22 protein-coding genes are annotated in these 25,568 nt (G+C 42.2%); 14 read left to right on the top strand and 8 right to left on the bottom strand.

Annotated features, from left to right (window positions below; translation table 11 throughout):
- Nucleotides 1-10 precede the first annotated feature (10 nt).
- Complete coding sequence (locus KDJ85_RS10960) at nt 11-853, bottom strand: DeoR family transcriptional regulator (RefSeq protein WP_275967691.1); 843 nt, start codon at nt 851-853, stop codon at nt 11-13.
- Nucleotides 854-1,103: 250 nt separating this feature from the next.
- On the opposite strand from KDJ85_RS10960, the gene KDJ85_RS10955 reads away from it, so the two are divergent.
- The 8 genes from KDJ85_RS10955 (at nt 1,104) to cfa (ending at nt 10,309) form a co-directional block, all read left to right on the top strand.
- Nucleotides 1,104-2,390: a D-tagatose-bisphosphate aldolase, class II, non-catalytic subunit gene (locus tag KDJ85_RS10955; protein ID WP_225819703.1), complete on the top strand. Its 1,287-nt coding sequence runs from the start codon at nt 1,104-1,106 to the stop codon at nt 2,388-2,390.
- An 11-nt stretch (nt 2,391-2,401) separates the two neighbouring features.
- Nucleotides 2,402-3,550, top strand: a complete 1,149-nt coding sequence (locus KDJ85_RS10950; RefSeq protein WP_225819702.1) for an SIS domain-containing protein — start codon at nt 2,402-2,404, stop codon at nt 3,548-3,550.
- 11 nt (nt 3,551-3,561) lie between these two features.
- Nucleotides 3,562-4,416 carry a tagatose bisphosphate family class II aldolase gene (locus KDJ85_RS10945; RefSeq protein ID WP_225819701.1) on the top strand — a complete coding sequence of 285 codons (855 nt, stop codon included), beginning with the start codon at nt 3,562-3,564 and terminating at the stop codon, nt 4,414-4,416.
- 13 nt (nt 4,417-4,429) lie between these two features.
- Nucleotides 4,430-5,398 (top strand): N-acetylglucosamine kinase, encoded by a 969-nt coding sequence (locus KDJ85_RS10940; protein WP_225819700.1) that lies wholly within the window; start codon nt 4,430-4,432, stop codon nt 5,396-5,398.
- A gap of 1 nt (nt 5,399) precedes the next feature.
- Nucleotides 5,400-6,308, top strand: a complete 909-nt coding sequence (locus KDJ85_RS10935; protein ID WP_225819699.1) for a DMT family transporter — start codon at nt 5,400-5,402, stop codon at nt 6,306-6,308.
- A gap of 86 nt (nt 6,309-6,394) precedes the next feature.
- Entirely contained in the window at nt 6,395-7,663 is a 1,269-nt protein-coding gene (locus tag KDJ85_RS10930) for a glycoside hydrolase family 27 protein (protein ID WP_225819698.1), read from the top strand.
- A 78-nt stretch (nt 7,664-7,741) separates the two neighbouring features.
- Nucleotides 7,742-8,737 (top strand): OmpG family monomeric porin, encoded by a 996-nt coding sequence (locus tag KDJ85_RS10925; RefSeq protein WP_225819697.1) that lies wholly within the window; start codon nt 7,742-7,744, stop codon nt 8,735-8,737.
- A 408-nt stretch (nt 8,738-9,145) separates the two neighbouring features.
- Nucleotides 9,146-10,309 carry a cyclopropane fatty acyl phospholipid synthase gene (gene cfa / locus KDJ85_RS10920; RefSeq protein WP_225819696.1) on the top strand — a complete coding sequence of 388 codons (1,164 nt, stop codon included), beginning with the start codon at nt 9,146-9,148 and terminating at the stop codon, nt 10,307-10,309.
- A 57-nt stretch (nt 10,310-10,366) separates the two neighbouring features.
- On the opposite strand, the gene torS is transcribed toward cfa, so the two are convergent.
- On the bottom strand, nt 10,367-13,129 hold the full coding sequence (gene torS, locus KDJ85_RS10915; RefSeq protein WP_225819695.1) for a TMAO reductase system sensor histidine kinase/response regulator TorS: 2,763 nt from the start codon (nt 13,127-13,129) through the stop codon (nt 10,367-10,369).
- Between the two features lie 84 nt (nt 13,130-13,213).
- Here torS and torT point away from each other — a divergent pair, with 84 nt between their 5' ends.
- Nucleotides 13,214-14,245 carry a TMAO reductase system periplasmic protein TorT gene (gene torT, locus KDJ85_RS10910; RefSeq protein ID WP_225819694.1) on the top strand — a complete coding sequence of 344 codons (1,032 nt, stop codon included), beginning with the start codon at nt 13,214-13,216 and terminating at the stop codon, nt 14,243-14,245.
- Here torT and torR read toward each other — a convergent pair.
- Nucleotides 14,218-14,919, bottom strand: coding sequence for a two-component system response regulator TorR (torR, locus tag KDJ85_RS10905; protein ID WP_225819693.1), 702 nt, complete (start codon nt 14,917-14,919; stop codon nt 14,218-14,220). The genes torT and torR overlap by 28 nt on opposite strands.
- Nucleotides 14,920-15,055: 136 nt before the next feature.
- Between torR and torC the strand changes: the two genes are divergently transcribed.
- The 3 genes from torC to torD are packed head-to-tail and all read left to right on the top strand — an operon-like array spanning nt 15,056 to nt 19,385.
- A complete protein-coding gene (gene torC, locus KDJ85_RS10900; RefSeq protein WP_206082809.1) occupies nt 15,056-16,225 on the top strand; it encodes a pentaheme c-type cytochrome TorC in 1,170 nt (389 codons plus the stop codon).
- Nucleotides 16,225-18,771: a trimethylamine-N-oxide reductase TorA gene (torA, locus tag KDJ85_RS10895; protein ID WP_225819692.1), complete on the top strand. Its 2,547-nt coding sequence runs from the start codon at nt 16,225-16,227 to the stop codon at nt 18,769-18,771. The genes torC and torA overlap by 1 nt, the downstream gene beginning before the upstream one ends.
- A complete protein-coding gene (gene torD / locus KDJ85_RS10890) occupies nt 18,768-19,385 on the top strand; it encodes a molecular chaperone TorD (protein ID WP_225819691.1) in 618 nt (205 codons plus the stop codon). Before torA ends, torD begins: the two co-directional genes overlap by 4 nt.
- 59 nt (nt 19,386-19,444) lie before the next feature.
- On the opposite strand, the gene KDJ85_RS10885 is transcribed toward torD, so the two are convergent.
- Nucleotides 19,445-20,047 (bottom strand): DJ-1/PfpI family protein, encoded by a 603-nt coding sequence (locus KDJ85_RS10885; protein ID WP_225819690.1) that lies wholly within the window; start codon nt 20,045-20,047, stop codon nt 19,445-19,447.
- Between the two features lie 86 nt (nt 20,048-20,133).
- Here KDJ85_RS10885 and KDJ85_RS10880 point away from each other — a divergent pair, with 86 nt between their 5' ends.
- Together KDJ85_RS10880 and KDJ85_RS10875 are read left to right on the top strand one after the other, a co-directional pair.
- Nucleotides 20,134-20,679 carry a TetR/AcrR family transcriptional regulator gene (locus KDJ85_RS10880; RefSeq protein WP_225819689.1) on the top strand — a complete coding sequence of 182 codons (546 nt, stop codon included), beginning with the start codon at nt 20,134-20,136 and terminating at the stop codon, nt 20,677-20,679.
- An 88-nt stretch (nt 20,680-20,767) separates the two neighbouring features.
- Entirely contained in the window at nt 20,768-21,304 is a 537-nt protein-coding gene (locus tag KDJ85_RS10875) for a GNAT family N-acetyltransferase (protein ID WP_225819688.1), read from the top strand.
- 24 nt (nt 21,305-21,328) lie between these two features.
- Here KDJ85_RS10875 and KDJ85_RS10870 read toward each other — a convergent pair whose 3' ends face one another.
- From KDJ85_RS10870 to KDJ85_RS10855, 4 genes are all read right to left on the bottom strand, one after another.
- Nucleotides 21,329-21,955 carry an SDR family oxidoreductase gene (locus tag KDJ85_RS10870; protein WP_225819750.1) on the bottom strand — a complete coding sequence of 209 codons (627 nt, stop codon included), beginning with the start codon at nt 21,953-21,955 and terminating at the stop codon, nt 21,329-21,331.
- 318 nt (nt 21,956-22,273) lie between these two features.
- Nucleotides 22,274-23,449: an ROK family protein gene (locus KDJ85_RS10865; protein ID WP_225819687.1), complete on the bottom strand. Its 1,176-nt coding sequence runs from the start codon at nt 23,447-23,449 to the stop codon at nt 22,274-22,276.
- A 319-nt stretch (nt 23,450-23,768) separates the two neighbouring features.
- The gene (locus tag KDJ85_RS10860; RefSeq protein ID WP_225819686.1) at nt 23,769-24,800 is read right to left on the bottom strand and encodes an N-acetylglucosamine-6-phosphate deacetylase; all 1,032 of its coding nucleotides are present in this window, start codon (nt 24,798-24,800) and stop codon (nt 23,769-23,771) included.
- 24 nt (nt 24,801-24,824) lie between these two features.
- A complete protein-coding gene (locus tag KDJ85_RS10855; RefSeq protein ID WP_225819685.1) occupies nt 24,825-25,568 on the bottom strand; it encodes a glucosamine-6-phosphate deaminase in 744 nt (247 codons plus the stop codon).

The following is a 25,568-nucleotide window of genomic DNA, read 5'->3' as shown; positions in this document are numbered from 1 at the left end:
TTACCAACCATCAACTTGAAACATCCGCAATCATCACCTCGATGCCCAGTTTTTCTAGCCCTGTTCGCATTACATCCGTAATTTGACTATCCGTAATTAGTACATCCACCTTTTCCGTGTCGATAATACGGTGCAAGCTAACTTGGTTAAATTTACTAGAATCAGCAACGGCAATGATTTTCTTCGAAACTTCACACATTCGGCGGTTCATACGCGCTTCATTTTCATGATGCGTTGTAATTCCTTGGGTTAAACTAAAACCATCTACCCCAAGAAATACCATATCAAAATGGTAATTTTCCAATGAAAGCTCAGCCTGAGAACCGTAAAATGACAATGAGCTACGACGTAAATGCCCCCCTGTCACAAGTAACTCAATTTGATTAGCATCCACTAATGCATTCGCCACATTCATCCCATTAGTCATGATAGTAATATCTTTCATTTCCTTAAGCTGTAAGGCTATTTCATACGTTGTGGTGCCCGAGTCCAAAATAATCGTATTACCTGGTTTTATTAATGTGACAGCTAATTGCGCTATTTTTTGCTTAACCGCTAAATGTTCAGTTTGCTTCGTTTCAATGGTTCTTTCCGTTGTCATACTGGGAAAGTCACTCAGTAATGCCCCACCATATGTTCGGGTTGCAATACCCATTTTCTCGATAAATGTTAGATCACCTCGAATTGTTACTGTTGATACATTGAATAATTCAGCAAGATCAGTGACCTGAACAGCGCCTTGTTGTTTAAGCAACGAGATCGTTTTTTCTCGCCTTTCACTTGTACTACGAACACTTTTTTTCATTAACGTATCCACATAACCAACAATCAACGAGAAATACAAAAACCACATTGCGACTTTCACTTGAGTTTCAACGAATTTCTGCCTTTCATTTCCTTTATTCTAACAGTTTACTTTCGTTTCGATTTTTATTCACCTATCAATTTGCTTATTTTTAGCAAAAAACGGATCCCTTGTCACAAAATAAACCCTAACAACCTTTCGTTTTCTTTATTTTATTGATCTTGTTTTTCCTTTCGATTAACGTGAAAAGGTGTTAAACAAACAAAAAAAGAAACAAAACGAAATGAAAGAGGTTACAATGAACGGTATATCAAAGCTTATTGAAAGACATAAGCAAGGTGAGCAAGTTGGGATTACGTCGGTTTGTTCCGCTCATCCTTTGGTATTGGAAGCCGCCATCAAACATGCCAAAGATAATGGAAGTTTGCTATTGGTCGAAGCAACCTCAAATCAGGTTGATCATGAAGGGGGTTATACAGGAATGACCCCGCAAGATTTTCGTGAATACGTTGATAACCTTGCGAATAATTTAGGTTTAAGCTTAGATAAATTAATTTTAGGAGGTGATCACTTAGGGCCAAATCGTTGGCAACATTTGCCTGCTGAATATGCAATGCAACAAGCAGAATCCGTTGTAATGCATTATGTTGCGGCAGGCTTTAGCAAAATTCACCTTGATTGTAGCATGTCTTGTGCTGATGACCCTGCGGTACTGTCCGATGACGTGATCGCCAAACGAGCAGCAAGACTGGCCAAAGTTTGCGAAGAAACACGTCAAAAACATCATCCAGAACATGAAATTGTGTACATCATAGGAACGGAAGTCCCTGTGCCTGGCGGAGCAAATGAGTCCCTTGATGAGCTTGAAGTCACGTCTGAAAACGCAGCACAGAAGACAATTACCGCTCATAAAGACGCCTTTGCCGCCCAAGATTTAACGCCTATTTGGCCATCCGTTGTTGGGCTAGTGGTGCAACCTGGCGTTGAATTTTCTCATGATAGTGTGGTCGACTACCAAGCTGAAAAAGCCATTTCATTAAGCAAATTTATTGAAAACTACCCAAACATGGTTTTTGAAGCGCATTCAACCGACTACCAACCTGCAACTGCCTACCATGAACTTGTCCGAGATCACTTTGCTATTTTAAAAGTCGGCCCTGCTTTGACTTTCGCTTTACGTGAGGCGCTATACGCTTTGGAATTAATTGAAAAAGAGTTAGTTCCCGCGGAAAAACAGAGCCAATTACGCCAAGTTTTAGAGGAACAAATGTTAGCACACCCTGAAAATTGGCAACGTTATTACCATGGTGATACGCAGCAACAGCGCCTTGCTCGTCACTTTAGTTACTCCGACAGACTACGCTATTACTGGCCTAATCAACGAGTTCAGCAAGCTGTTAAGCAATTATTTGCCAACTTAGAGCAAGTGACTATCCCACTTACATTAGTTAGTCAGTACTTACCCGCTCAGTACGATTTCGCACGCAATCGTGCATACAAAACTTCTGCCCATGACTTCGCTATTGAGCACATTATTGATGTTTTACGTATCTACAATGCAGCTTGTCAGCCTGCGTCACTATAAGGAAATAGATTATGACTACGACACAAGCAATGACCGAGTGTTGGACTGAAAAAGAAATTAGACAACAACCTGATATGTGGCGGCAAACCCAAGCGTTAGTAAGCGCCTACCAAGGAGAAATAACGGCTTTTCTGCAACCGTTGCTTGCAATGTCTGACCTACGTATTTTACTCACAGGCGCGGGCTCTTCGGCCTTTATTGGTGATACAATCGCCCCTATACTCGCGAAAAAACTGCAAGTTCCTGTTCTCTCCGTCTCAACGACAGACATGGTCAGCGACCCTACTGGCTACCTACCTGAACACTGCCCACTCTTGATTGTTTCTTTTGCTCGTTCAGGCTCAAGCCCCGAAAGTTTAGCCGCACTGACCTTCGCTGAACAACGTAACTCACGTTGTTTCCATTTAATCGTGACTTGCAATCCACAGGGTGCACTATACCAACGCTATCATGACGAGAAAAACGCCCTAATTTTGCCCATCCCAGCACAAACCTGTGATCGTGGATTCGCCATGACTAGCAGCATGAGTAGCATGATGCTTGGCTGTATGGCAGCTTTTGAATGTGAAGGAACCGACCGTATTTCTGTCGATGATCTCGCTAACAGCGTTTCGTTACTCCTTGAGCAACAAAAAGACATGCAATCGTCACCTCTGCAAGTTGCGGGTGTTAAACGCATTATTTGGCTTGGAAGTGGCTGCTTGCAAGGTATTGCTCATGAAAGTGCCTTAAAAATTTTAGAATTAACAGCGGGGAAAACTGCCACGTTTTATGAATCACCAGTTGGTTTCCGTCATGGCCCTAAATCATTGATTGATAATGAAACCCAAGTGATTATTTTGGTATCCAATCACCCTTACACCCGTGCTTATGACCTTGATTTATTAGCTGAATTACGTAATGACGCAATTGCTCGTAATGTCACTGCAATATCAGGGCAACAAAACGCCGCTATTGAGCAAGGTGATTATTTTTATTTGCCGAATGCTCAACATTTTTCAGACAGCCAGCTCGTTCTCGGCTTTTTAGTTTTTGCCCAAGTTTATGCGGTTGCCCAGTCGATTTACTTCTCTTTTGAACCCGATAACCCTTCACCACAGGGTTTTGTTAACCGCGTTGTTAAAGGCGTCAATATTTACCCTTGGCATACTGAACAATAGAGGTAAAAAATATGTCAATTATCTCAACAAAATACTTATTACAACGCGCACGCCAACAAGGCTGGGCAGTACCTGCGTTTAATATCCACAACGCAGAAACTATTCAGGCAGTACTAGAGGTGTGTGCTGAGCGCCAATCACCTGCAATTTTAGCAGGTACACCAGGAACCTATAAACATATTGCATGTGAAGAAATGCTGGCACTGTGCCGTGCCTATTCCAAAAGCTACAACATGCCAACGATTTTACACCTTGATCATCACGAACAATTTGATGACATCGTTCATAAAGTCAATGCGGGTGTACGCAGTGCCATGATCGATGCTAGCCACTTTCCGTTCGAGCAAAATGTTGATTTAGTGAGGCAAGTCGTCAATTTTTGCCATCGTGCGGATTGTAGTGTGGAAGCGGAATTAGGACAATTAGGCGGTCAAGAAGATGATAAAAATGTAGACGCTCAAAATGCATTTTTAACAGACCCTCAGCAAGCTGTTGAGTTTGTACACCGTACAGGAATTGATAGTCTTGCCGTCGCAATCGGTACGGCTCACGGCATGTATACACAGCCACCCAAAATTGATTTTGACCGTCTATCTGTCATTGGAAAATTGGTGGATATCCCTCTGGTGTTACATGGAGGAAGTGGTGTACCCAACGATGATGTAACCCATGCCATTCGTTTAGGTGTTGCGAAGGTCAACGTAGGGACAGAATTAAAAATTGCCTTTGCAAATGCTGTTAAAGCGTATTTTGCAGAAAATCCGAATGCCAATGATCCACGCTTTTACATGCGTACTGGTATGGACGCAATGAAACAAGTGGTCCATGAGAAGATCACGCTGTGTGGCTCTGAAGGCCGCCTATAACGAGGAGAATCACATGATTTTTTTGGGAGTCGATGGGGGCGGAACCAAAACAGCCTTTGTTCTAATAACAGACACTGGAGAAGTGCTGGCACGTCATGAGTCAGCCACCAGTTACTACTTAAGTGTTGGGATGGATTCTGCCCGCAGTGTTGTCATTAACGGTATCAATGAAATCTGTCGCCGCGCAGGCGTTCAGCCTCACGAGATTGATTATACATTCTTAGGGCTGCCCGCTTATGGTGAAATTTCAGCAGATATTGCCCAGCTCAATGATCTTCCTTCTTCATTACTCAGCAGCGATAAATATCGCTGCGATAACGATATGGTTTGTGCATGGGCAGCAAGCTTAGGCTGCCAAGATGGTATCAATATCGTTTCGGGCACAGGTTCAATCGCTTATGGCGAGCACAATGGCGTAACTGCTCGCTGTGGCGGGTGGGGAGAACTATTTAGCGATGAAGGAAGTGCCTATTGGATAGGTAACCAATCTCTAAATTTATTCTCTCGTATGGCTGATGGCCGTTTACAAAAAGATATTTTTTACGACCTACTACGAGAAACCTATCCTGTTGCCAACGACTTAGATATTTGTGACTTGGTTTTTAACCAATGGAAAGGCGATCGAGGAAAAATTGCATCAATTGCCCCTATTGCGTGTGAAGCCGCTATTGCAGGTGATAAACAAAGTCGAGCAATTTTCTTTCAAGCAGCAAAAGAACTGTCTTTAATGGTTGATTCTTTACGTGGACTTTTAAATTATCAATCAGATGAACGTGTTCGAGTATCTTATTCTGGGGGGGTATTTAAGTGTGGCGATATTATCCTTGAAGCATTTGCCTATGAATTGGCCAAGCTCAATGGTAATTACCATATTTCATTACCTGAATACCACCCTAGCCTTGGTGCTGCCATTTATGCTGCAAAACTTAACAGTACACCACTCAACGAGCAAGCATTAAAAAAACTGACACTTGGAGGCTAAGATGAAGAATAACTCTTGGATTATTTATACTTTTTTAGTAGTCATTACGTGGGGCGTTTGGGGAGCATTTAGTGCTTGGCCAACGCAAGAATATGGCTATCCCGACCAATGGATTTATATTATTTGGTCACTCACAATGCTAATTCCTTGCTATTTTTCATTACGCGGGAAAAAATTTGATACTTCTGGTAAAGCCATTTTTTATGGTTGCTTAGTGGGCTTTACAGGTGCAGGTGGTCAATTACTGTTATTTAAAACTCTCGCCATGGGAGCGCCCGCTTATTTAGTCTTCCCAATTATTTCTATTTCCCCAGCTATTACCGTCATTATGTCTCTGGGAATATTAAAAGAAAGAATCACTAAATTAGGGTTTGTTGGCGTTGCTCTCGCTTTATTGTCTATCGTCATGTTTAGTATAAGCAGTAATAATGGTGAACAAAGTGATGGCATAACGTGGTTAGTTTATTCCGTAATCATCTGTGCTGCATGGGGAATCCAAGCCTTCTTTATGAAAAGGGCATCAAATGAAGGAGTGCAAGATAGTTCAATTTTCGGTTATATGACAATTACGGGAATTATTCTTGCCCCTATAGCTTGGTTAATGTTACCTGATACATCAATAAGTTACCCATGGATTGCCATTGTATCAACGGCATTTATCCAAGTTCTTAATGCCATCGGAGCCCTTTGCTTAGTCATGGCTTTAGCCAGAGGTAAAGCAACAATTATCGCGCCTTGTACCAATGCACTGGCACCTGTATTAACTGCTGTCATTTCACTTATTATATACCAAGCGGTTCCAGGAACATGGTCATTAATTGGTATCGTACTTGCAGTAACAGGATCAACAATTATGGTTTATTCAGAGGAAAAAAAGCAAACATTAAATATTACACAAAGTGAAATATAATAATTTAATATAGAACTAAAAATAACCTTATATTCAAATAAAATTCAAAATAAAAAACAACTGTATATAATACGGAGAATACACTCATGAATAAATATCATGTTGTTATTTTTGCCGCTCTATTTAGTTTTATTGCTAAAGCCGATATAAATAAAGAAACAATTAAATCACCCGAAAATAAAATATCATTCAGTGCTAATCTTGCCAATACTCCACCAATGGGATGGTCCAGTTGGAATAATTATGGCGATAGAATTAATGAGAAAATAATCATGGATACTATCGATAAAATGGTTTCAAGTGGATTAAGGGATGCGGGTTATATTTATGTCAATATTGATGATGGTTGGCAAAAACATAAAGGCTCTCGCACTGAACATCCATTAACATTTGATGAGAAAAAATTTCCCAGAGGCATTAAATACATTGCAGATTACGCACATAAAAATGGCATGAAGCTTGGTATTTATAGCGGTCCAGGTAATGAAACGTGTGCAGGCTATACTGGCTCTGAAGGGCACGAACAAGAGGATGCAAAACTCTTTGCATCTTGGGGGATTGACCACTTGAAATATGACTCCTGCTGTAGCCATCAGCAAGCATCAAAGGAAGCCCTTGTGACAGCTTTTGGTGAGATGTCTAAACAGCTCGATAGCGCGGGTCGCCCGATGGTATACCATGCTTGCCATTGTGGCTGGCAAAATATTTGGGAATGGGCTGCTGACTTAGGTGCCAATCAATGGCGCATTGGCCAAGATATCAGTGATGATTTCAACTACCCTGGTAACCGCGAAGGTTATTATTTTGATGTCCTCGATATGATAGACAGAGGAGTTGGGCTTGAACAATATAGTGGTAAAGGCCACTGGAACGATTACGACATGCTAATCATCGGCTTACATGGAAAGTCACAAGAACTTGTTGGTACGGGTGCATCGAATACGGAATATCGTACACACTTTGCTATGTGGTCTATGCTCAGCTCACCACTCTTGATAGGCGCCGATTTAGATAATTTAACTGCTGATGATTTAGCCACATTAAAGAATAAAGAAATTATTGCATTGAACCAAGACTCTTTGGGGCTCCAAGCTAAACGTTATGTCAATAATGGTGACTTGCAAATTTTTGCAAAACCCTTAGCCGATGGGTCATGGGCTGTCGCCCTTTTGAACCGCTCAGGGCAAACTGCAAATATGACGCTGAATATTCATCAAGATTTAGACCTTCCGTGGAAACAAACAAAAGTCCGTGATTTATGGGAACATAAAGATTTAGGAACTTTTGAAGAAAGTTATACCACTGAAGTTCAATCCCATGAGGCCAAAATATTACTCATTCGTAGCGGTTGGTAATTAGCAACCTCCTTATGGCTACGGTTTATATTTCGTAGCCATAATATTTAATTATAATTATAAATAAAGGCTATTAGAATGAAAAATAAAAAAATATTATTTTTTTGTGCATTTACATTATTAATCTCAAATAAAATATCGGCTGGCGATCTGATTTTTGACAATAACTCTGAGAACATTTTAATCCAAAATCCCTCTCAAATTAATAATGATGAATATAATTTCAAAGTGGGTATGTTATTTGAGAATGAAAATACACAATCCAATAGTGACAAAAAAGGGGTATTTGAAAAAACCTATTATCTAGAATATGAAAAAGATAACTGGCATTTTTATGGGGGGTTCTACCAAGAGAATTATAATGTCTCCAGCTATTATAAAACAAAAGGTAGAGATAGTTGGTTTGACCGATACGAAACTAATCTTCGTTATCAAAGCCGTATCACTGATAATATTGAACTGGGTTTATTAGGTGGGTTTCGATATTACCGTTGGCATCACCGTAGCCCAGAAAACCAAGAACACGCTTACAACACACTGCGCTATGACATTCAACCCGATTGGAAAATCACTCTAACCGACAACCTTAATTTTGCGGGTTGGCTTGGACTATTTAATTACTATAATCACATTGAAAAAAACGAGTTAACAGACAAAGAAATTGAAGGCGAAACAGGACTTAACTATGCATTCAATGAAACATTCAGTACTAGCCTTAATTATTATATTAACCAAGGTTGGAACAATGGAAATCGCTCATCCGCAGAGTTTGCTCAACAAGAAATTCGCTTATATTTTCCTATAAACCTCCCTTTATTTGCGGATCAGTCAACTACCTTAACCCCCTATTACCGCCACACTTTAGATACTTACCACTTTGATGATGAGCGCAATAAGAAAAAACATGAAAGGGATCGCCGATATGGCCTGTTACTTGAACAAAATATTACCGACCGACTGTTTATCTCTTTGGAATATGCATTAGAAACACAAAAACAAAGCTACGCAAATGAAGGAGAAAAACGACATTACTATTTTCACTATTCAGGTTTGAACCTCAGCTATCGCTTTTAAGATTAACTGTAAACAGTACACCCTTGGCTGCTTCACAACTTCAAGCAGCCATCTACACATCTGTAACTATATAAACTTTCTTATAAAAATAGTGTTCATCATATTGTCACTCACTTAGGTCATACTAAAATATAATGGTATAAGGGCAATATCCCCTTAATTCACCTTGTTTTTTGGTGATAAGTGCCTTTTATGTTATTTAGTTGTAATTTTGATTGAAATTCACACTGAAGGTTTTATATTTTTTAGAGAGTTATCTGAAACTGGATTTGAGCTTTATTTATAGCAACAATAACGCTAATACACTGTCTGCCATGCAGTGGTGGTCAATATTCCTGTTTTGCTGTACCGCGAATACGTCACAAATAAAGTTCTCTGAATCCCACTTTGCTAAAAATTGGAGATCAGATGAGTACTGAACATGCTGTTAATCAAAAAACCTCTGTCGACTCTTGGAAGCGCATTGTTAGTGAGTTATTAAGCGAAGCTGGCATTGAAATTAATGGCTCCCAACCTTTCGATATTCGTGTCCATAATGACCAATTTTATAAACATGTCTTACAACACGGTTCCATTGCACTTGGTGAAAGTTATATGGCGGGTTGGTGGGATTGCGAACGTCTAGATATTTTTTTCCACCATGTACTTCGCCATGGTCTCGATAAAAAACTACCACATAATTTCAGCGATATACTGAAAATTGCTATTGCACGCATCCGTAATTTACAAACGCCAAAACGCGCACGCATTGTGGGTGAAGAGCATTACGACCTCGGGAATGACTTATTCTCACGGATGCTTGACCCTTATATGCAATATTCCTGTGGTTATTGGAAAGGTTTAGATAATACCCCCGAGAACTTGCCGATAGCTCAAGAACAAAAATTAAAACTGATTTGCGAAAAACTGCAATTAAAACCAGGAATGAGTTTACTTGATATCGGTTGTGGCTGGGGAGGCCTTGCAGCTTTTGCTGCAAAACATTTTTCAGTGTCGGTAACGGGTGTAACAATTTCGGCTGAGCAACAGAAATATGCACAAGCGCGATGTGCTGAACTTGATGTGCAAATTCTGTTAGAAGATTACCGTAATCTGAATGCCCAATTTGACCGCATTGTTTCCGTTGGCATGTTTGAACATGTCGGCCCCAAAAACTATGCAACGTATTTTGATGTAGTGAAACGAAATTTAAAACCAAATGGATTATTTTTATTGCACACAATTGGTTCCAATCGAAATAAGGTAAATGTTGATGCATGGATCAATAAATATATATTTCCAAATGGTTGTCTGCCTTCACTGCAAAATATTGGCGAAAGTAGCGAAAACAAATTAGTGATGGAAGATTGGCATAACTTTGGTGCTGACTATGATAAAACCCTTATGGCGTGGTATTCACGTTTCCAATCAGCTTGGCCTGAGCTAGAGCCTAATTATACACCGCGCTTTAAACGGATGTTTTCTTATTACTTGAATGCCTGCGCTGGCGCATTTCGAGCTCGTGATATACAGTTATGGCAAATTTTATGGAGCCCGCAAGGTGTCGAAGGCGGCTTAAGAGTTGCAAGGTAAACAATGATGCCGTAAAAAGCCGATTAAATCGTCTTTTTACGGCATTTGAAACTTGAATCAAGTCGATTGGTTTTCCAACCATTTCTCAATCACTTGTAACCCATCCTCTATTTCTTTTCTTAATTCAGTGGATTGTAGAGGTTCTTTTTCTAAAATAACACACGTCGCCATCGCGGTTTGTAGGCCTAAACTGGCGCAGCTGCTTTTTAATTGATGAGCCAACTTTTTTATACGTTCAGCATCATTATGTTGATAAGCGACCTCAATATCAGCCAATAAGGGGAAAGAATGCTGTTTAAAAATAGCTACCCAGTCCTTAATTTTTGGGTACCCCATTAATTGGGCATCATTTTCCAATTGCACTAAATTAACTGACTGTCTAATCTCAGGATTAATAGGTGAAATTGAAATGCATTCCCCACCTGAAATATATTTAGTAATTAATTGATTTAATGTATCCCTCGGAACAGGCTTTTGAATGATCCCACGGAAAATTTTATGGGTACGTTGTCGCAACGTTTCATCAATCACATGGGCACTAAAACCAATCAGAAGAAGCAACGGATATTGCTCTGATAACTGCTTCGCTAATGTAATTCCATCCATATCTGGCAAGCCAAAATCGACTAGCGCAGCAGTGAAGGAAGGTTGTTGCGAGAGTATTGCCAGCGCTTCTGCAGCTGACCCCGCGACTGTCACTTTCGCCCCGCTTGAAATTAGCATTTCACTGCTAATTTTTTGTGTTAACGGGTTATCTTCAATCAGCAATAAACTCACACCATGCATGTTAACAGGTAAATCAGAAGAATTATCAATGGGTTTTAACGCAGGGCAAAGTGGTAATGTTAAACGAAAACAGCTTCCTACCCCCAACTCACTATTCACCGTAAGTTCTCCCCCCATGGCCTCAGCCAAGCTTGCACTGATGGTCAACCCAAGACCTGTTCCGCCTCGTTGGCTATCCACTTGCACAAACGGTTTGAAAATATCCGCTAAGCGCGAGCCTTCAATGCCACATCCAGTATCTTCTACCTCAATAAACCAGTATTTACCAAAACGGCAACTACGTAAGGTAATTTGCCCTGCCTGTGTAAAGCGCAGTGCATTACTCAACAAATTAGTAACAATCTGCCGAATACGTAATGGATCACCCTGTAGTGCCGCAGGCAAGTCATCCGCAATATCTGCCACCATTGTGATAGCACGGTTTTTATTGCTCGCATTCATTAAATATAATGTGCTTTCTAGTAACGGTTTCGGCAGAAAAGGTTCATCGCTGATAGAAACATTTTGCCCGCCTGCTTCGATGGCAGAGTAATCTAAAATATCATTTAAAATAGCCAGTAAAGACTCACCTGAATCTGTGATTGCGTGTAAATCTTCACGATATTGCTTAAGTGGTGGCTTTTCTAATAACAACTGCGCCGTGCCTAAAATACCATATAGCGGTGTACGAATTTCATGGCTCATGGCAGCCAAAAAGGCGGATTTTGCTTGGTTGGCCTTTTCCGCTTCAGCGCGCGCTTTTCGGTGCTCTACCACCAATACCCGTAACTCCGCAGTCCGTGCTTTGACTTGATCAGCGAGCTGTTCACGCTGACTATTCAGCGCATGAACACTTGAGCGAAACGCATCCATCAAACGACCGATGGTGTCTAGTTCTTTCACCCCCGCCGTTTCAGGAAATGCGGAATCAATATCCCCTTCGAGTAACCGTTGAAGGGCTTGAGTTTGTTGCTCTAACGGTTTAGTCACTAGCCGGTAAACCACACGCCATAAAATCAAAATAAATGAAAAAAGTGACACAATACTGAGTAACAATAACCAGTTTTGTCCCCGTTCACTGGCTTGCTTGAGTTCGACAAGTGCTGTTTGATTACGTTGTTCAATCGTATCAACCAGTTGGGTAACTTCGCTGCTAAAGCGTGCAAATTGGTCAATATTATTTTGCGATAAAATCTGTAAACGCGTGGTGATGTCGTTTTCTTGGCGATATAGCGAAGTCAACTCCACATAACGGCTAACGATGTCTAATGCATTCCCTACTTGGTGACGAACTGCAGGATCTTCAATGTATTTTTGCCGACGTTGGAGGATTTTTACTGCTTGATTAAGTTGGTTATCTAACTCCGCTGTATTTGGGGTTAATGGCAATGTACTTAAATTTAACACCATCTGTTGAACACGCATCGCACTGAGCCGTAATTCATTCATTTGACTGACATATTCAAGGTCAATATCAATTAAGCGATCAAGTGCCGCCTGCGCAGATGACGTTCGCTTTTCTTCAATTAAATCATATAAACTAACTTGCGTTGCTCCTGCAGAGGTCGCAGCATTATTTGCCTGTCCATGAGCTAACTGCGCAATTTCCCCTGCCGCTGAAATAATGCGTTGCCGTAGTTGTCGCTGAGTATTACGCAACGTCAGCCGTTGGCCAACAAGTTCCCCCTGTTGGCTTAACGACTTGGCGATCTCTTTTTCTTGCTGTTCAATTGCTGATGTGTCAAACCCTTGCTGACGAAGGGTTTTCAATAAGTTCGTAATTTTTAAGCTTTGTGCGGTTAACATTCGGCCTTGGGCAAGCCAGCTGTTTTCATTATCCGCATTAGTCAAATTTTGTGCTGAAAAAAGCTCCCATGCGCTAGCTTCACTTAATTGGCGCGCCATATTCATGGTTGGAATTAGGGCTTGGGTGTTATCTTGCTCAACCTGACTAACAAAACGGAGGTTATACCAGCCCACTAGGGTACTGATGAACGTCAATGCGGCCATTAAGGCAAAGCCCATCCACAATCGTCGAGTCAGTGATAAATTCACAGTTTACGTACCTAGCGGTTAATAAAGGTTGAGTTCGTATTACAAAAGCATTTAGGATAAAGGTTTATGACCTGTGAGGCTATCATGCGCGCATTTATTTTACTGTTCGTCACGTTTTACGCGGTACTCGGTTATGCTGCGGATAAAAACGAGTCGCTATTGCGTTGGCAAGATAATTTGTCTTTCAGTCATCAAGAGCACCAAACACCCCAAACCGATAAAGTTTGGAAGCTATGTGCCCTTTACCCAAGTTTAAAAGATTCTTATTGGTTATCCATCAATTATGGTATGCAAAAAGCAGCCCAGACTTACGGTGTCGATTTAAAAGTTTTGGAAGCGGGCGGTTATAATCAGCTAGCGACTCAGCAAAAACAAATTTCCCAATGTCAACAATGGGGAGCCGACGCGTTATTGCTAGGCAGTAGCACCACATCATTTCCTAACTTAAGCCAACAAGTGGGTCATTTACCTGTTATTGAAGTGATAAATGCCACTCACAATAACATCATTAAAACTCGCGTGGGTGTACCTTGGTTCCAAATGGGCTATCAACCTGGTCGTTACCTTGTTCAATGGAGCAAAGGCAACCCATTAAAAGTATTACTGATGCCAGGCCCTCGTGATGCAGGTGGCAGTCAAGAAATGGAAGACGGTTTTCAACAAGCCATAACAGGAAGCAATGTGATTATTGTTGATATTGCCCATGGTGATAACGACCTTGAAATTCAACGTAATTTATTACATGAAATGCTAGAGCGTCATCCTGATGCCGATGTGGTGGTCGGTACGGCCATTGCCGCAGAGGCTGCGATGGGTGAAAAACGAAACCTTGCAAAACCGCTCAATATTGTTTCTTTTTACTTGTCCCACCAAGTCTATCGTGGCTTAAAACGCGGCCGAATTATCATGGCAGCCAGCGACCAAATGGTTTGGCAAGGGGAACTCGTCATTGAACAAGCAATTAATGTGCTCGAAGGCCATGCCGTACCGGATAATATTAGCCCGCCCATTTTAGTATTAACCCAGAAAAATGCCGATAGTGAGCACTTACGTTGTTCACTTTCTCCTGGAGGATTTCGCCCTGTTTATCAATATACATCAGCCGCTAAAAAATAACCTTCACCATGCTGAGTGACCAATAAATCGGCCTTTAATTTGTGACGCAAACGGCGAATCAGCACATCGACAGTACGCAAATCTGGGTTATCAACGCGGCGTGCTGATAACATACGTAATAACCGCTCACGACTTAGAATTTCCCTTGGATTCGTCACAAAAGCCACTAACATTTCATATTCAGCACGCGTTAATTTTATGGTTTCTTGGTTAAATTCTAACGTGTGCATGGACACATTGAGGCAATAACCTGCAAATTGGTAGCAATTGTCTTGGGAAATAGGTTGCGAGTACGCTTGGTTCGCTAAATCAATGCGCCATAAAAGGTTTTTCACACGCACGACTAACTCCCGCAATTCCAGCGGCTTCGTCACATAGTCATCCGCCCCCATCTCTAAACCAACAATACGGTCAATTTGGTCGCAGCGCCCTGTTACTAAAATAATCCCTACCGTAAATCGCTCTCGCAATGCCCTTGTAAGCATCAAGCCGTTCTCATCAGGTAAATTAATATCTAATAAAATCAGGTCGACAGGCTGAAGCTCCATAATTTCACGCAGGCCAGCACCACTCCCCGTGACCGAAACACGATACCCTTCTTGCTCAAAATAGGCTTGCAACCGTGCCTGAGTTACGGGTTCGTCTTCAACAACCACAATATGATGTGATGCCATCGATTTCTTCTCTTCTGTTCATATCTGTTCATATTTATTCACATCTTGCCCCATGCTGTTCATCCTGACCAGTACCGCTATTCATATTTGCTGAATAAGATCCTCTGTATTAAACCATATTATTTTAGGGGATATTATGCGGAAACTCTGGAGAGCGTTATTAAGGCCAAGTGCGCGCTGGTCAATGCTCACATTACTTATTGTCGGTATTGTTGTCGGCGTTGCACTTATCGTTGTTCCTCATGTGGGAATGAAAGTCACCAGTACAACGGAATTCTGTGTTAGCTGTCACAGCATGGAAACCGTTTATGAAGAATATAAACAATCCGTTCATTTCCAAAATGCTTCTGGTGTTCGTGCCGAGTGCCACGATTGTCATATACCAAATGACCTCCCTGGCATGATTAAACGTAAACTCGAAGCGAGCAATGATATTTATCAAACATTTATCGCACATTCGATCGATACCCCAGAAAAATTTGAAGCAAAACGTGCAGAACTTGCAGAACGCGAGTGGGCTCGCATGAAAGAAAATAACTCCGCGACATGCCGCTCCTGCCATGATTACGATTCAATGGATCACGCGAAGCAAAACCCAGAAGCGGCACGCCAAATGCAAATTGCAGCGAAAGATAACCAATCTTGCATCGATTGCCACAAAGGGATTGCCCACCAATTACCCGATATGAGCAGCGGTTTTCGTAAACAGTTCGATGAATTACGTTCCAAAGCAAATGATGATGGCAATACATTATATTCCCTTGATATCAAACCGCTTTATGCTCAAAAAGGCGATAAAGACCCTGCTGGCTCATTGTTACCAGCATCTGAAGTGAAAGTGTTAAAACGCGATGGTGACTGGCTACAAGTCGAAATTACGGGTTGGACAGAAACTGATGGCCGCCGCCGTGTACTTTCTGAGTTACCAGGCAAACGTATTTTCGTTGCTTCCATTCGTGGTGATGTTCAAGAAAATGTAAAAACCCTCGAAAGCACGACCGTTGAAGCCACTGATACCTCGTGGAGCAAATTACAAGCCACTGCGTGGATGCAACAAGGGGATATGGTCAACGATATCAAACCAATTTGGGCTTATGCAGACTCCCTGTACAACGGCTCATGCAATCAGTGCCACGGTGCACCTGATATCGCCCACTTCGACGCCAACGGCTGGATAGGCACCCTAAATGGCATGATTGGTTTTACCAGTTTAGATAAGCGCGAAGAACGTACCTTATTGAAATACCTGCAAATGAATGCATCTGATACAGGTGGTGCTGCACACGGTGACAACGGAGAAAAATAATGAAAAATAATCCGACATTTCAAGCTTCTCGTCGACGCTTTCTTGCCCAACTAGGCGGGCTAACGGTGGCAGGGATGCTAGGTCCCTCATTACTAACCCCACGAAAAGCCAGTGCAGCAACGGCAGCAGAGCAAACCGCCGTTGTACAAGAAGGCATTTTAACGGGGTCGCACTGGGGCGCTATTCGCGCCACGGTTGTTGATGGTCGATTTATCGAAGCAAAAGCATTTGAGCGCGATAAATTTCCATCCAAAATGATCGCTGGTTTACCTGACCACGTACATGGCACTGCACGCATTCGCTACCCAATGGTGCGGGTTGATTGGCTACGCAAGCGCCATTTAAGTGATACCACCCAACGGGGCGATAACCGATTTGTGCGTGTTTCGTGGGATGAAGCCCTAGATTTATTCTATCAAGAGCTTGAACGCATTCAGACAACTTATGGCCCAAGCGGGTTATTAACCGCAAGCGGCTGGCAATCAACAGGGATGTTCCATAATGCTTCTGGGATGCTTGCCCGCGCCATTGCCCTGCACGGTAACAGTGTCAGCACGGGTGGTGACTACTCCACGGGGGCTGCGCAGGTTATTTTACCCCGCGTAGTGGGTTCGATGGAGGTCTATGAGCAACAAACTTCATGGCCACTGGTATTAGAAAACAGTAAAACTATCGTGCTATGGGGCTCTGATCTCATTAAAAACCAACAAGCTAACTGGTGGTGCCCAGACCACGACGTATACGCTTATTACGAGCAGCTAAAAGAAAAAGCAGCAAGTGGTGAGATAAAAGTAATTAGTGTCGACCCAATCATTACCTCTACCCATGATTATCTTGGACGCGACAATGTTCAACACATTGCCATCAACCCACAGGCCGATGTGCCTTTACAACTTGCTTTAGCCCACACGCTATACACGGAAAATTTACACGATAAAAACTTCCTTAAAGATTACTGTGTTGGTTTTGAGCAATTCTTACCCTATTTACTGGGGAAGAAAGATGGGCAAGCCAAAGACGCAGAATGGGCAGCCAAAATTTGTGGTATCGATGCCGAAACAATCCGCACACTTGCACGCCAAATGGCGGCAAACCGCACGCAAATTATTGCGGGTTGGTGTGTGCAGCGCATGCAGCATGGCGAACAATGGTCGTGGATGATTGTTGTGCTCGCCGCGATGTTAGGCCAAATTGGTTTACCTGGGGGTGGGTTTGGTTTCGGCTGGCACTATAACGGTGCAGGCACACCAAGCCGCCAAGGCATTATTTTAAGTGGTTTTTCTGGCTCAACCAATGTGCCACCTATCCACGATAGCGACGATTACAAGGGCTATAGCAGCACAATCCCTATCGCCCGTTTTATCGATGCTATTTTAGAGCCAGGTAAAACGATTAATTGGAATGGCAAGTCAGTCAAATTACCGCCATTAAAAATGTGCGTGTTTGCGGGGACGAATCCATTCCATCGTCACCAGCAAATTAACCGTATTATTGAAGGTTGGCGTAAGCTTGAAACCGTGGTGTCGATTGATAACCAATGGACATCCACCTGCCGTTTTGCCGATATTGTGCTACCAGCAACGACCCAATTTGAGCGTAATGACCTCGACCAATACGGCAACCATTCTAATCGCGGCATTATTGCGATGAAACAGTTGGTTGAGCCGCAATTTGAATCGCGCAACGATTTTGATATTTTCCGTGATTTATGCCGTCGTTTTGGCCGTGAAGACGCATTCACCGAAGGCTTAGACCAAATGGGCTGGCTGAAACGTATTTGGCAAGAAGGCAACCAACAAGGAAAAGGCCGCGGTATTCATTTACCCACATTTGATGCATTTTGGGAAAAAGACGGATATGTGGAATTTGAACATCCACAAATGTTTGTTCGCCATCAAGCCTTTAGGGAAGATCCAGATTTAGAACCTTTGGGCACACCAAGCGGCTTGATTGAGATTTACTCGAAAACCATCGCAGACATGCAGTACGATGACTGCCAAGGCCACCCAATGTGGTTTGAAAAAGTTGAGCGCTCCCACGGTGGCCCAGGCTCTAAACAATGGCCTTTGCATTTACAGTCTGCTCACCCTGATTTTCGCTTACACTCACAATTATGTGAGTCCCCAGCATTGCGCCAATATTATTCCGTCAGTGGCAAAGAGCCCGTATTTATCAGCCCTCAAGATGCCAAAGCTCGTGGAATTCATAACGGTGATGTGGTTCGGGTCTTTAATGACCGCGGGCAAGTTTTGGCTGGTGCTGTGGTTTCTGACTTGTATACGCAAGGTGTTGCCCGTATTCACGAAGGTGCCTGGTATGACCCTACTAAAGGTGGTGAAATCAATACACTTTGTAAATATGGCAACCCTAACGTATTAACGTTAGATATTGGTACATCACAACTCGCCCAAGCCACCAGCGCACATACTACCTTAGTGGAAATAGAGAAATTCACAGGGCAATTAGATAGCGTTAGTGCATTTGATGGGCCAATTGAAATGGTCGCACAATGTGAATATGTGCCTGCATCACAGGTGAATAAATGACCAAGAGCAGCATGTTAACCGCAGAACAGATAGCCTGTATTTATGCATGGCTAGCACAGCTATTCTCACGTGAATTAGATAGCACCCAATTAGCACAGCTTCAGTCCACCGACAGGGTGGGCTGGTTTACCATTATCGAGCAAGAACCGAGATTAATTGCACCAATGCATGAATTACAGGTAAAAATCGATGCCCTTACGCATCGACCTGACGCCCAATTAGAACTGGCTGCGGATTTTTGTGGCCTATTTTTAATGTCAGATAAACAATCGGCCTTACCTTATGCCTCGGTTTACCCAAATAATGAGCCAAATAACGTACAAATTACGAGTTTGCTATTCGAAGCAGGAATGGAAACCAGTGATGTATTTAATGAACCGTCAGACCATCTTTCCATCTTTTTGGAATTACTCAGTCACCTGCATTTTTCACTCAGTGAACCCCATGTGGATCACGAAAAAATCAGGCAATTACGCCAACAAACCTTATCGTGTTTATTGCAGTGGTTACCTGAATTTAGCCACAATTGCCAACGTTATGATGAATTCGGTTTTTATGGTGCATTGAGTCAGTTATTACTCACATTAGTTCAGTTAGACGAACAAAACCAATAGAGTAGTGACTTATACCTCTTGGGTCGCGTGTATTTACACGCGACCCGATTTAAAACAACCTAAATTCGGCCTTGAATTAAACTTGATTCAATTAAGTTTTCAAAGAGTGTTTGCTGACCCGTTGGTAAAACATGACATAGCGTTTCTTTCCGCTTTTGTTGATCAAATAGTGATTCAATCAACCACCCGACAAGGTACAACGCGGATAAGCATCCCCCCGCTGTAGCGACTTTCCCATGACAAACAAGGGGCTGGTCAATCGGCTCTACCTGCCTTAATTGTAACGCTTTTCTTGCCTCTGGGTGAGTTGTCGCTTTTCGTTCAGGTAATAAGCCAAGCGCATCTAAAATAAACGCGCCTGCACAAATCGAGCCAATATATTGACGCCTTGAATCTAACTGTAATACAGATAAAAAATTTGGATTCGCCAATACGTCTGGCACACCTTTTTTACCGCTGCTAAACAACACAGCATCTGCTTGATTCGCGTCAGATATTGAACCATGCACTGGAATTTCCAGCCCATGTGCAGAACGAATTGTTGGCGTGATGGCCAAAATGCGAACTCGCCAATCTCGTTGATTACGCCCCAAAATATCCCACATAAAAAACAGGTCAATATCTGTAAAATCATCAAATGTAATAATCGCTATTTCTTTCATATTGGTTCCTTTATGCTCTCGTTAATGGCAAATTAAGGACATAAAGTAACAGCGGTATTTCCACCATACACAGCCTGTATTGAACAATGAAAAAATTAACCAAAGCGTGTTGGATTAAAGCGGGATTTGATGTGTTAGATACAGAAGGACACACTCGCTTTTCCAGTGAGCACATTGCACGAAAACTCAATGTGACCCGCGGTTCTTTTTACCACCATTTTAAAAACCGTGAAGAATATGTTCGCACTTTACTAGAATGCTGGGAGTTAGAGTACACACAGCAGATGTTAGCTCAGGCTAATTCTGCTCATACTCTTGATGATATTTTGAAGAAATATCTTGATGTTGCATCGCAAAAACACCCATCAAGAGAGGTCGCTATTCGAGCATGGGCGCTCAACGATCCGATTGTTTCAGAGTACCAACAGAGGGTCGATGAAACCCGATTAGCTTTTGTGACTAAAAAACTCAATCGTTTGTTTATTCCTCGCCACTATACCGATATGCTCAGCAAACTGATCCATTTATGTTTTATTGGTGGCCAAATGTCAGGTGATAGGCATAACAACCAAGAGTTTAACCAGTTAATCCTTGATGCGCTTCGCTTAAAGGCGCGACTTTTTAACTTTTGATGATGCTTGTCTAGCACGTAAAACACCACTTATTATCCTAAAATTCCTTACAATTGGGATGACTGAGAGAAACATATTTAGGTATTTTATGACTATCCGATACAGGCAATGCCACACTTCACAGCTTACTAATGATGAAAAAGACGCGTTATTCGATATGTTATTTGTCGGGTTTGAAGGGGATTTCACACGGGATGATTTCGAGCACGCCTTAGGTGGTATGCATGTTTTGGCCTATGATCAACATCGTATCGTGGGTCACGTGGCGATAATTCAGCGCCATATGGCAATAAATGATAAACCTATTTCAGTGGGGTATGTCGAAGCCATGGCGGTACTGGAAAAGCATCGTCGCCAAGGTATTGGGCGTGAATTGATGTCTATGACAAATACGATTATCGGTAATTGCTACCAACTTGGCTTGCTGTCAGCCTCTGACGAAGGGTTCCATCTGTATCAATCCCTTGGTTGGAAAGTGTGGAAAGGTACCTTATTTGAATTATGCCAAGGCGCCTATGTCCGCTCTGAAGGCGAAGAAGGCGGCGTGATGGGCTGGTCTAGAGATAATTCTGTTGAATTTACTGAATCTCTGTATTGCGACTTTCGCGGTGGCGATCAATGGTAACGGGCTGAAAACGATAATCTAGCCTTATTTACTGATAGTCAGGTTTGGCTGAATAAGGCTATAAATTTGATTTTTCAATTCTGTTTGACACGCAAGTTGGTATACCTGCGCAGCAACATCTGCCCGCATCACTAACCCATGCGCTTCAACAGTTTGCTGCAAAATGGACTTTCCTGTCGCATCCCCATGAAGTAACCCGCCTGGTCGCACAATGGCAAAATCAAGGGAGCTGGTTTGTAACCATGATTCGGCCAGTGATTTTTCCCTCACGGCATGTCCGAAAGCAGCTCTTGCCCGTAAAGAAAGATATTGCCATGAATCCCCGCATCCCAAAGACGTCACCAAAACCATACGGGATATCCCTTCTTGTTCCGCACAGTCAATCACTGTACGGTTCGCCAAATAATCTTGTGAGCCTCCCATGGTGGAAATCACCGTTGCATTGGTGCCCGCCGCTTGGCATGCGGCGGTCACTATGGCCTTATCGCAAGCATCCCCCACAAATACGTTCACACCCTGTAATGACAACTTTTCCGCGGCTTCAGTATTGCGTACCACAGCCACCACTTGCTGCTGATTTGTCATCGCCAGTTGGGCTATCAGGTTCCCAACCCCTTTTCCACCTGCCCCAAAAAGTAGCCACTGCGCCATACATTCACCTTTGTTATTCACTGAAATTAGCCACCACGCTACCAAACTAATTGAAATATAAATACCATTCATTTTGAAAATATTATCAACCAAGCTCATATTTATTCCCTTTTTCTATCCAGTAATGCCCTCAAAACATGCTTGGGGCTTAAGTTCACGATGATAATGGCAATGCTTTTATCTATGATGGTGGGGAACGATGATGAAGTTTGTGATGATACTGGCACATGGGAGCACAGTCAGTTAGGGCTTTTAATCCTTAAGTGCTTTTAGCCCTTGATGAGCACAGGGCTGAGAGTTGATGATTTATCGTTGAGTTTATTGAGCAAGTAATTCCAATAACGTTTGCTCCAGTACAGGTAAAGCAGCGCCATAAATGCGAGAATTGCGGTTAATTTGGCTCATTGAAAGCTCAGGAAGAGTTTGTCCAAAAAATGCATTTTGCTGCTGAAATTTTTCACAAAAAGTCGCCCAAACTTGTGGGTTTTTCACAAATGGGCCTGAAACAATGAGGCGTGAAGGAAAAAACACCCGACATATATTTGATGCTGCATTCACCATATGAATAATTGCTTGCTGCATGACGGGGTTACTGGTTAAATCACAACTTGCTAATATTTCAGCGATATTTTCCTCGTCATCATGGGCCTTGAATTTGTTTCCAAGTACATCAGACCCGATGGACCATAACGCCGCCACTGTTTCTAAACATCCCACTTGCCCACATTGACAAGGTTTTATTTGCTGTGGAATATGCCAATGGCCTATCTCACCAAACCCGTGTCCACCCACGTTAATCTGGTTATCTGCTGTACTAAATGCAACGCCAACGCCATATCCCCAATGAAGTAATAAAGTACTTCTATTGCGTTCAAGAACATGAAGCATCAGTTCATCATCCAGTGTACGCGACAACACGACGCGATAATTCTCTGGAAATAATTTTTTGATATTCAGGTTATTCATTCGAGGCCATCGGGAAGCGTGTATCCAATGGTAAGTTTGGCTATCAAAAATTCCCCCTAAAGAAAACACGCACCCAGCCACTTCGGCTGATTTCGGGATCTTTACCATAATTTTTTCATGGAGTTGGCTAAATTTATCGGCCAGTGCCTGATTATCGCAATCTGGGGATGCCTCGAGTTGCTCATGAGCAATAACATTTGATACTAAATTGATAGCAAAAACGTGCAACGACAAGCTGATTACTTGAAAAACCAATGTAATCAACCTGTTAGGGTTAACAACTAAAACCATTGATGGCCTTCCCCTACCTGAATTTTGGCTGATGGTCTCAGTTAATAAGCGGCTATCAAGAAGTTGAGCAACATATTCAGACACGGTTGTCGAGCGAATATTCAACAACTTCACGGCTTCGCGGCGAGTCGTGATTTGCCCATTTAAAATAGCAAAAAAGATACGCTCTTTATCGTGGGTTATGGCTTGCGTTATCGGTAGGTGAGAAAGAAAACCTGTCGTTTGTTTAAGTATCATAATAGTGAGATATAAAGCTGTTTAATCAATAGCTTACCCAAAAAATAATTGTCTTTAACGACAGGGGGAAATACGCTATTTATCGACAGCCTAGCCCTTATATGTGCGGAAAAATGGTGAATCACTATCGACAAAGTATGCCTTAAGGAATAGCTGTCAATCAATCCCTATCCACAAAAGAAAATACAAACAAAACATGAGAGAAGCGCAAGGGGCAAGAAGAAGATTTAAGTATAAATACCTATCCAGCCTGTAAGTAGCCAGAGCCAACCTTTAGCTCTAGCTACTGAGTTATTAACACATTCTATAGTCTATTATTTTAAAATACATATTCACGCGCGATATCTTCTCCTAATACACAACTGACGACATTCATGTTTTCATCCCATTTCACCGCAGATATTTGAGGGACTATCCCATGGAAGTCGAACGCTGATTGCAAATAACGTAATGGGTTCATCCTCGCCATCATGATTGCTTCATCAAATTTAGCCATTTTATGTGTCACAACATTACGAATGGCTTGATCTAACGTTAAACTAGACCCTGCTAAATTGACCTCTCCTGGTACCCGTACTGTGCCATCAGCCGCCCGCTCAATCGACATTGTTGCAAATTGGTAGACCCCTGCTTGATGGCATCCCGCCGCACTGACGGCATCAGTAACCAGTATTGATCTTGCTACCGTCTTTGTTCGCAATAAATTTTTTAACGCAGGAAATGGAATATGGATCCCATCTGCGATAAAACTTGCGCCAATCGCATCACAACTTAATTGAGCTTGCAGCGTATTTTCCAATTTATGCAAATGTTGAGGGATCCCATTACCTAAATGGGTACTCATACAAACTCCTGCTCTGGCTGCCGCCTCCATTTGGTTAAAGCTAACATTCGAGTGGCCCACTGCAATACATTTCCCCTCTGCGACTAACTGCTTTGTAAATTGAAAATCGACATCAAATTCAGGTGCATAAGTAATCAATAAGATTGGCTTAGTGATTTCCTGCTCTAACCGACTGATCAAGTGCACATCAGGTTTAATAATTTCGTTAGGTGGATGACATCCCGCATAGCCTATTGCGGAATTAATAAAGGGGCCTTCTAAATGATAGCCAGGCACCATCCATGGCCCTAAGCGACTTGTAGATACCGCCTTATCAAGCGCTCGAAAGCGCTTTATCAAAGATGATTCCGATGCGGTTATTAATGTTGGCAAACAGAGTGTGACGCCTGTTTTTAACATCGCCTCTAACGCATGATCCAATGCCTCTGCGGTGATTTTTTCGTCATTAAAATCAACACCCGCGAAACCATTGACTTGAATATCAAATAAGCCACCCGTCATTTTCATAATTTGTTCCTTCAATGCTTTTCCTTAATCAATCTTTGATAGCAATGACGCAGAATCTTGATCTAAAAATATTTGGCATTGGGCATGATTTTGAACAATAGATGCAGGCACGCGAGGGGTGATTTCACCTTCAAGTGTGTTTTTAACCGCCATCGCTTTTCGTAAATCAGGAATACTCAGTATTAATGATTTTGAACGCATGATCTGTGGAATGCTCATTGAGATAGCCTGTTTAGGCACCTCATCTAAACTCGCGAACCATTTTTCACCCAGTTGTTGTCGTCTACAATCTTCATCAAGATTAACAACAAGATATGCAGAGGTGGCATGAAAATCAGCGGGGGGATCATTAAATGCTAAGTGCGCATTTTCACCAATACCAGCAAAACAGACATCAATTTCATACTGCGCGATAATCTCGTTAAGTCTTTGAATTTCCTTTCCAATATCAGCAGCAGAACCATTCACACCAATAAATTGGTGTAACATGGGTAATTTATCCACTAAACGTTCCTGCAAATAACGGCGAAAACTCGCTGGATGAGTCTCATCAAGGCCAATGTACTCATCTAGGTGAAAAATAGTCACCCTTGACCAATCTATATCTTCTTTAATTAAGCAATCCAACATCTCAAACTGACTGGCACCAGTGGCAACAATAATGGCAATTTCGCTTTTTTCGCGCATTGCTTGTTTAATGGCTTGTGCTCCAGCTTTACTGGCTTTTTCACCTAATGCATGTTTCGTGTCGGAAATAGTAATATTCAT

Source organism: Providencia vermicola (assembly GCF_020381325.1).
Lineage (GTDB): Bacteria > Pseudomonadota > Gammaproteobacteria > Enterobacterales > Enterobacteriaceae > Providencia > Providencia vermicola.
Note: the sequence above shows the minus strand (reverse complement) of the source record. Positions and strands in the feature narration are given on the sequence as shown.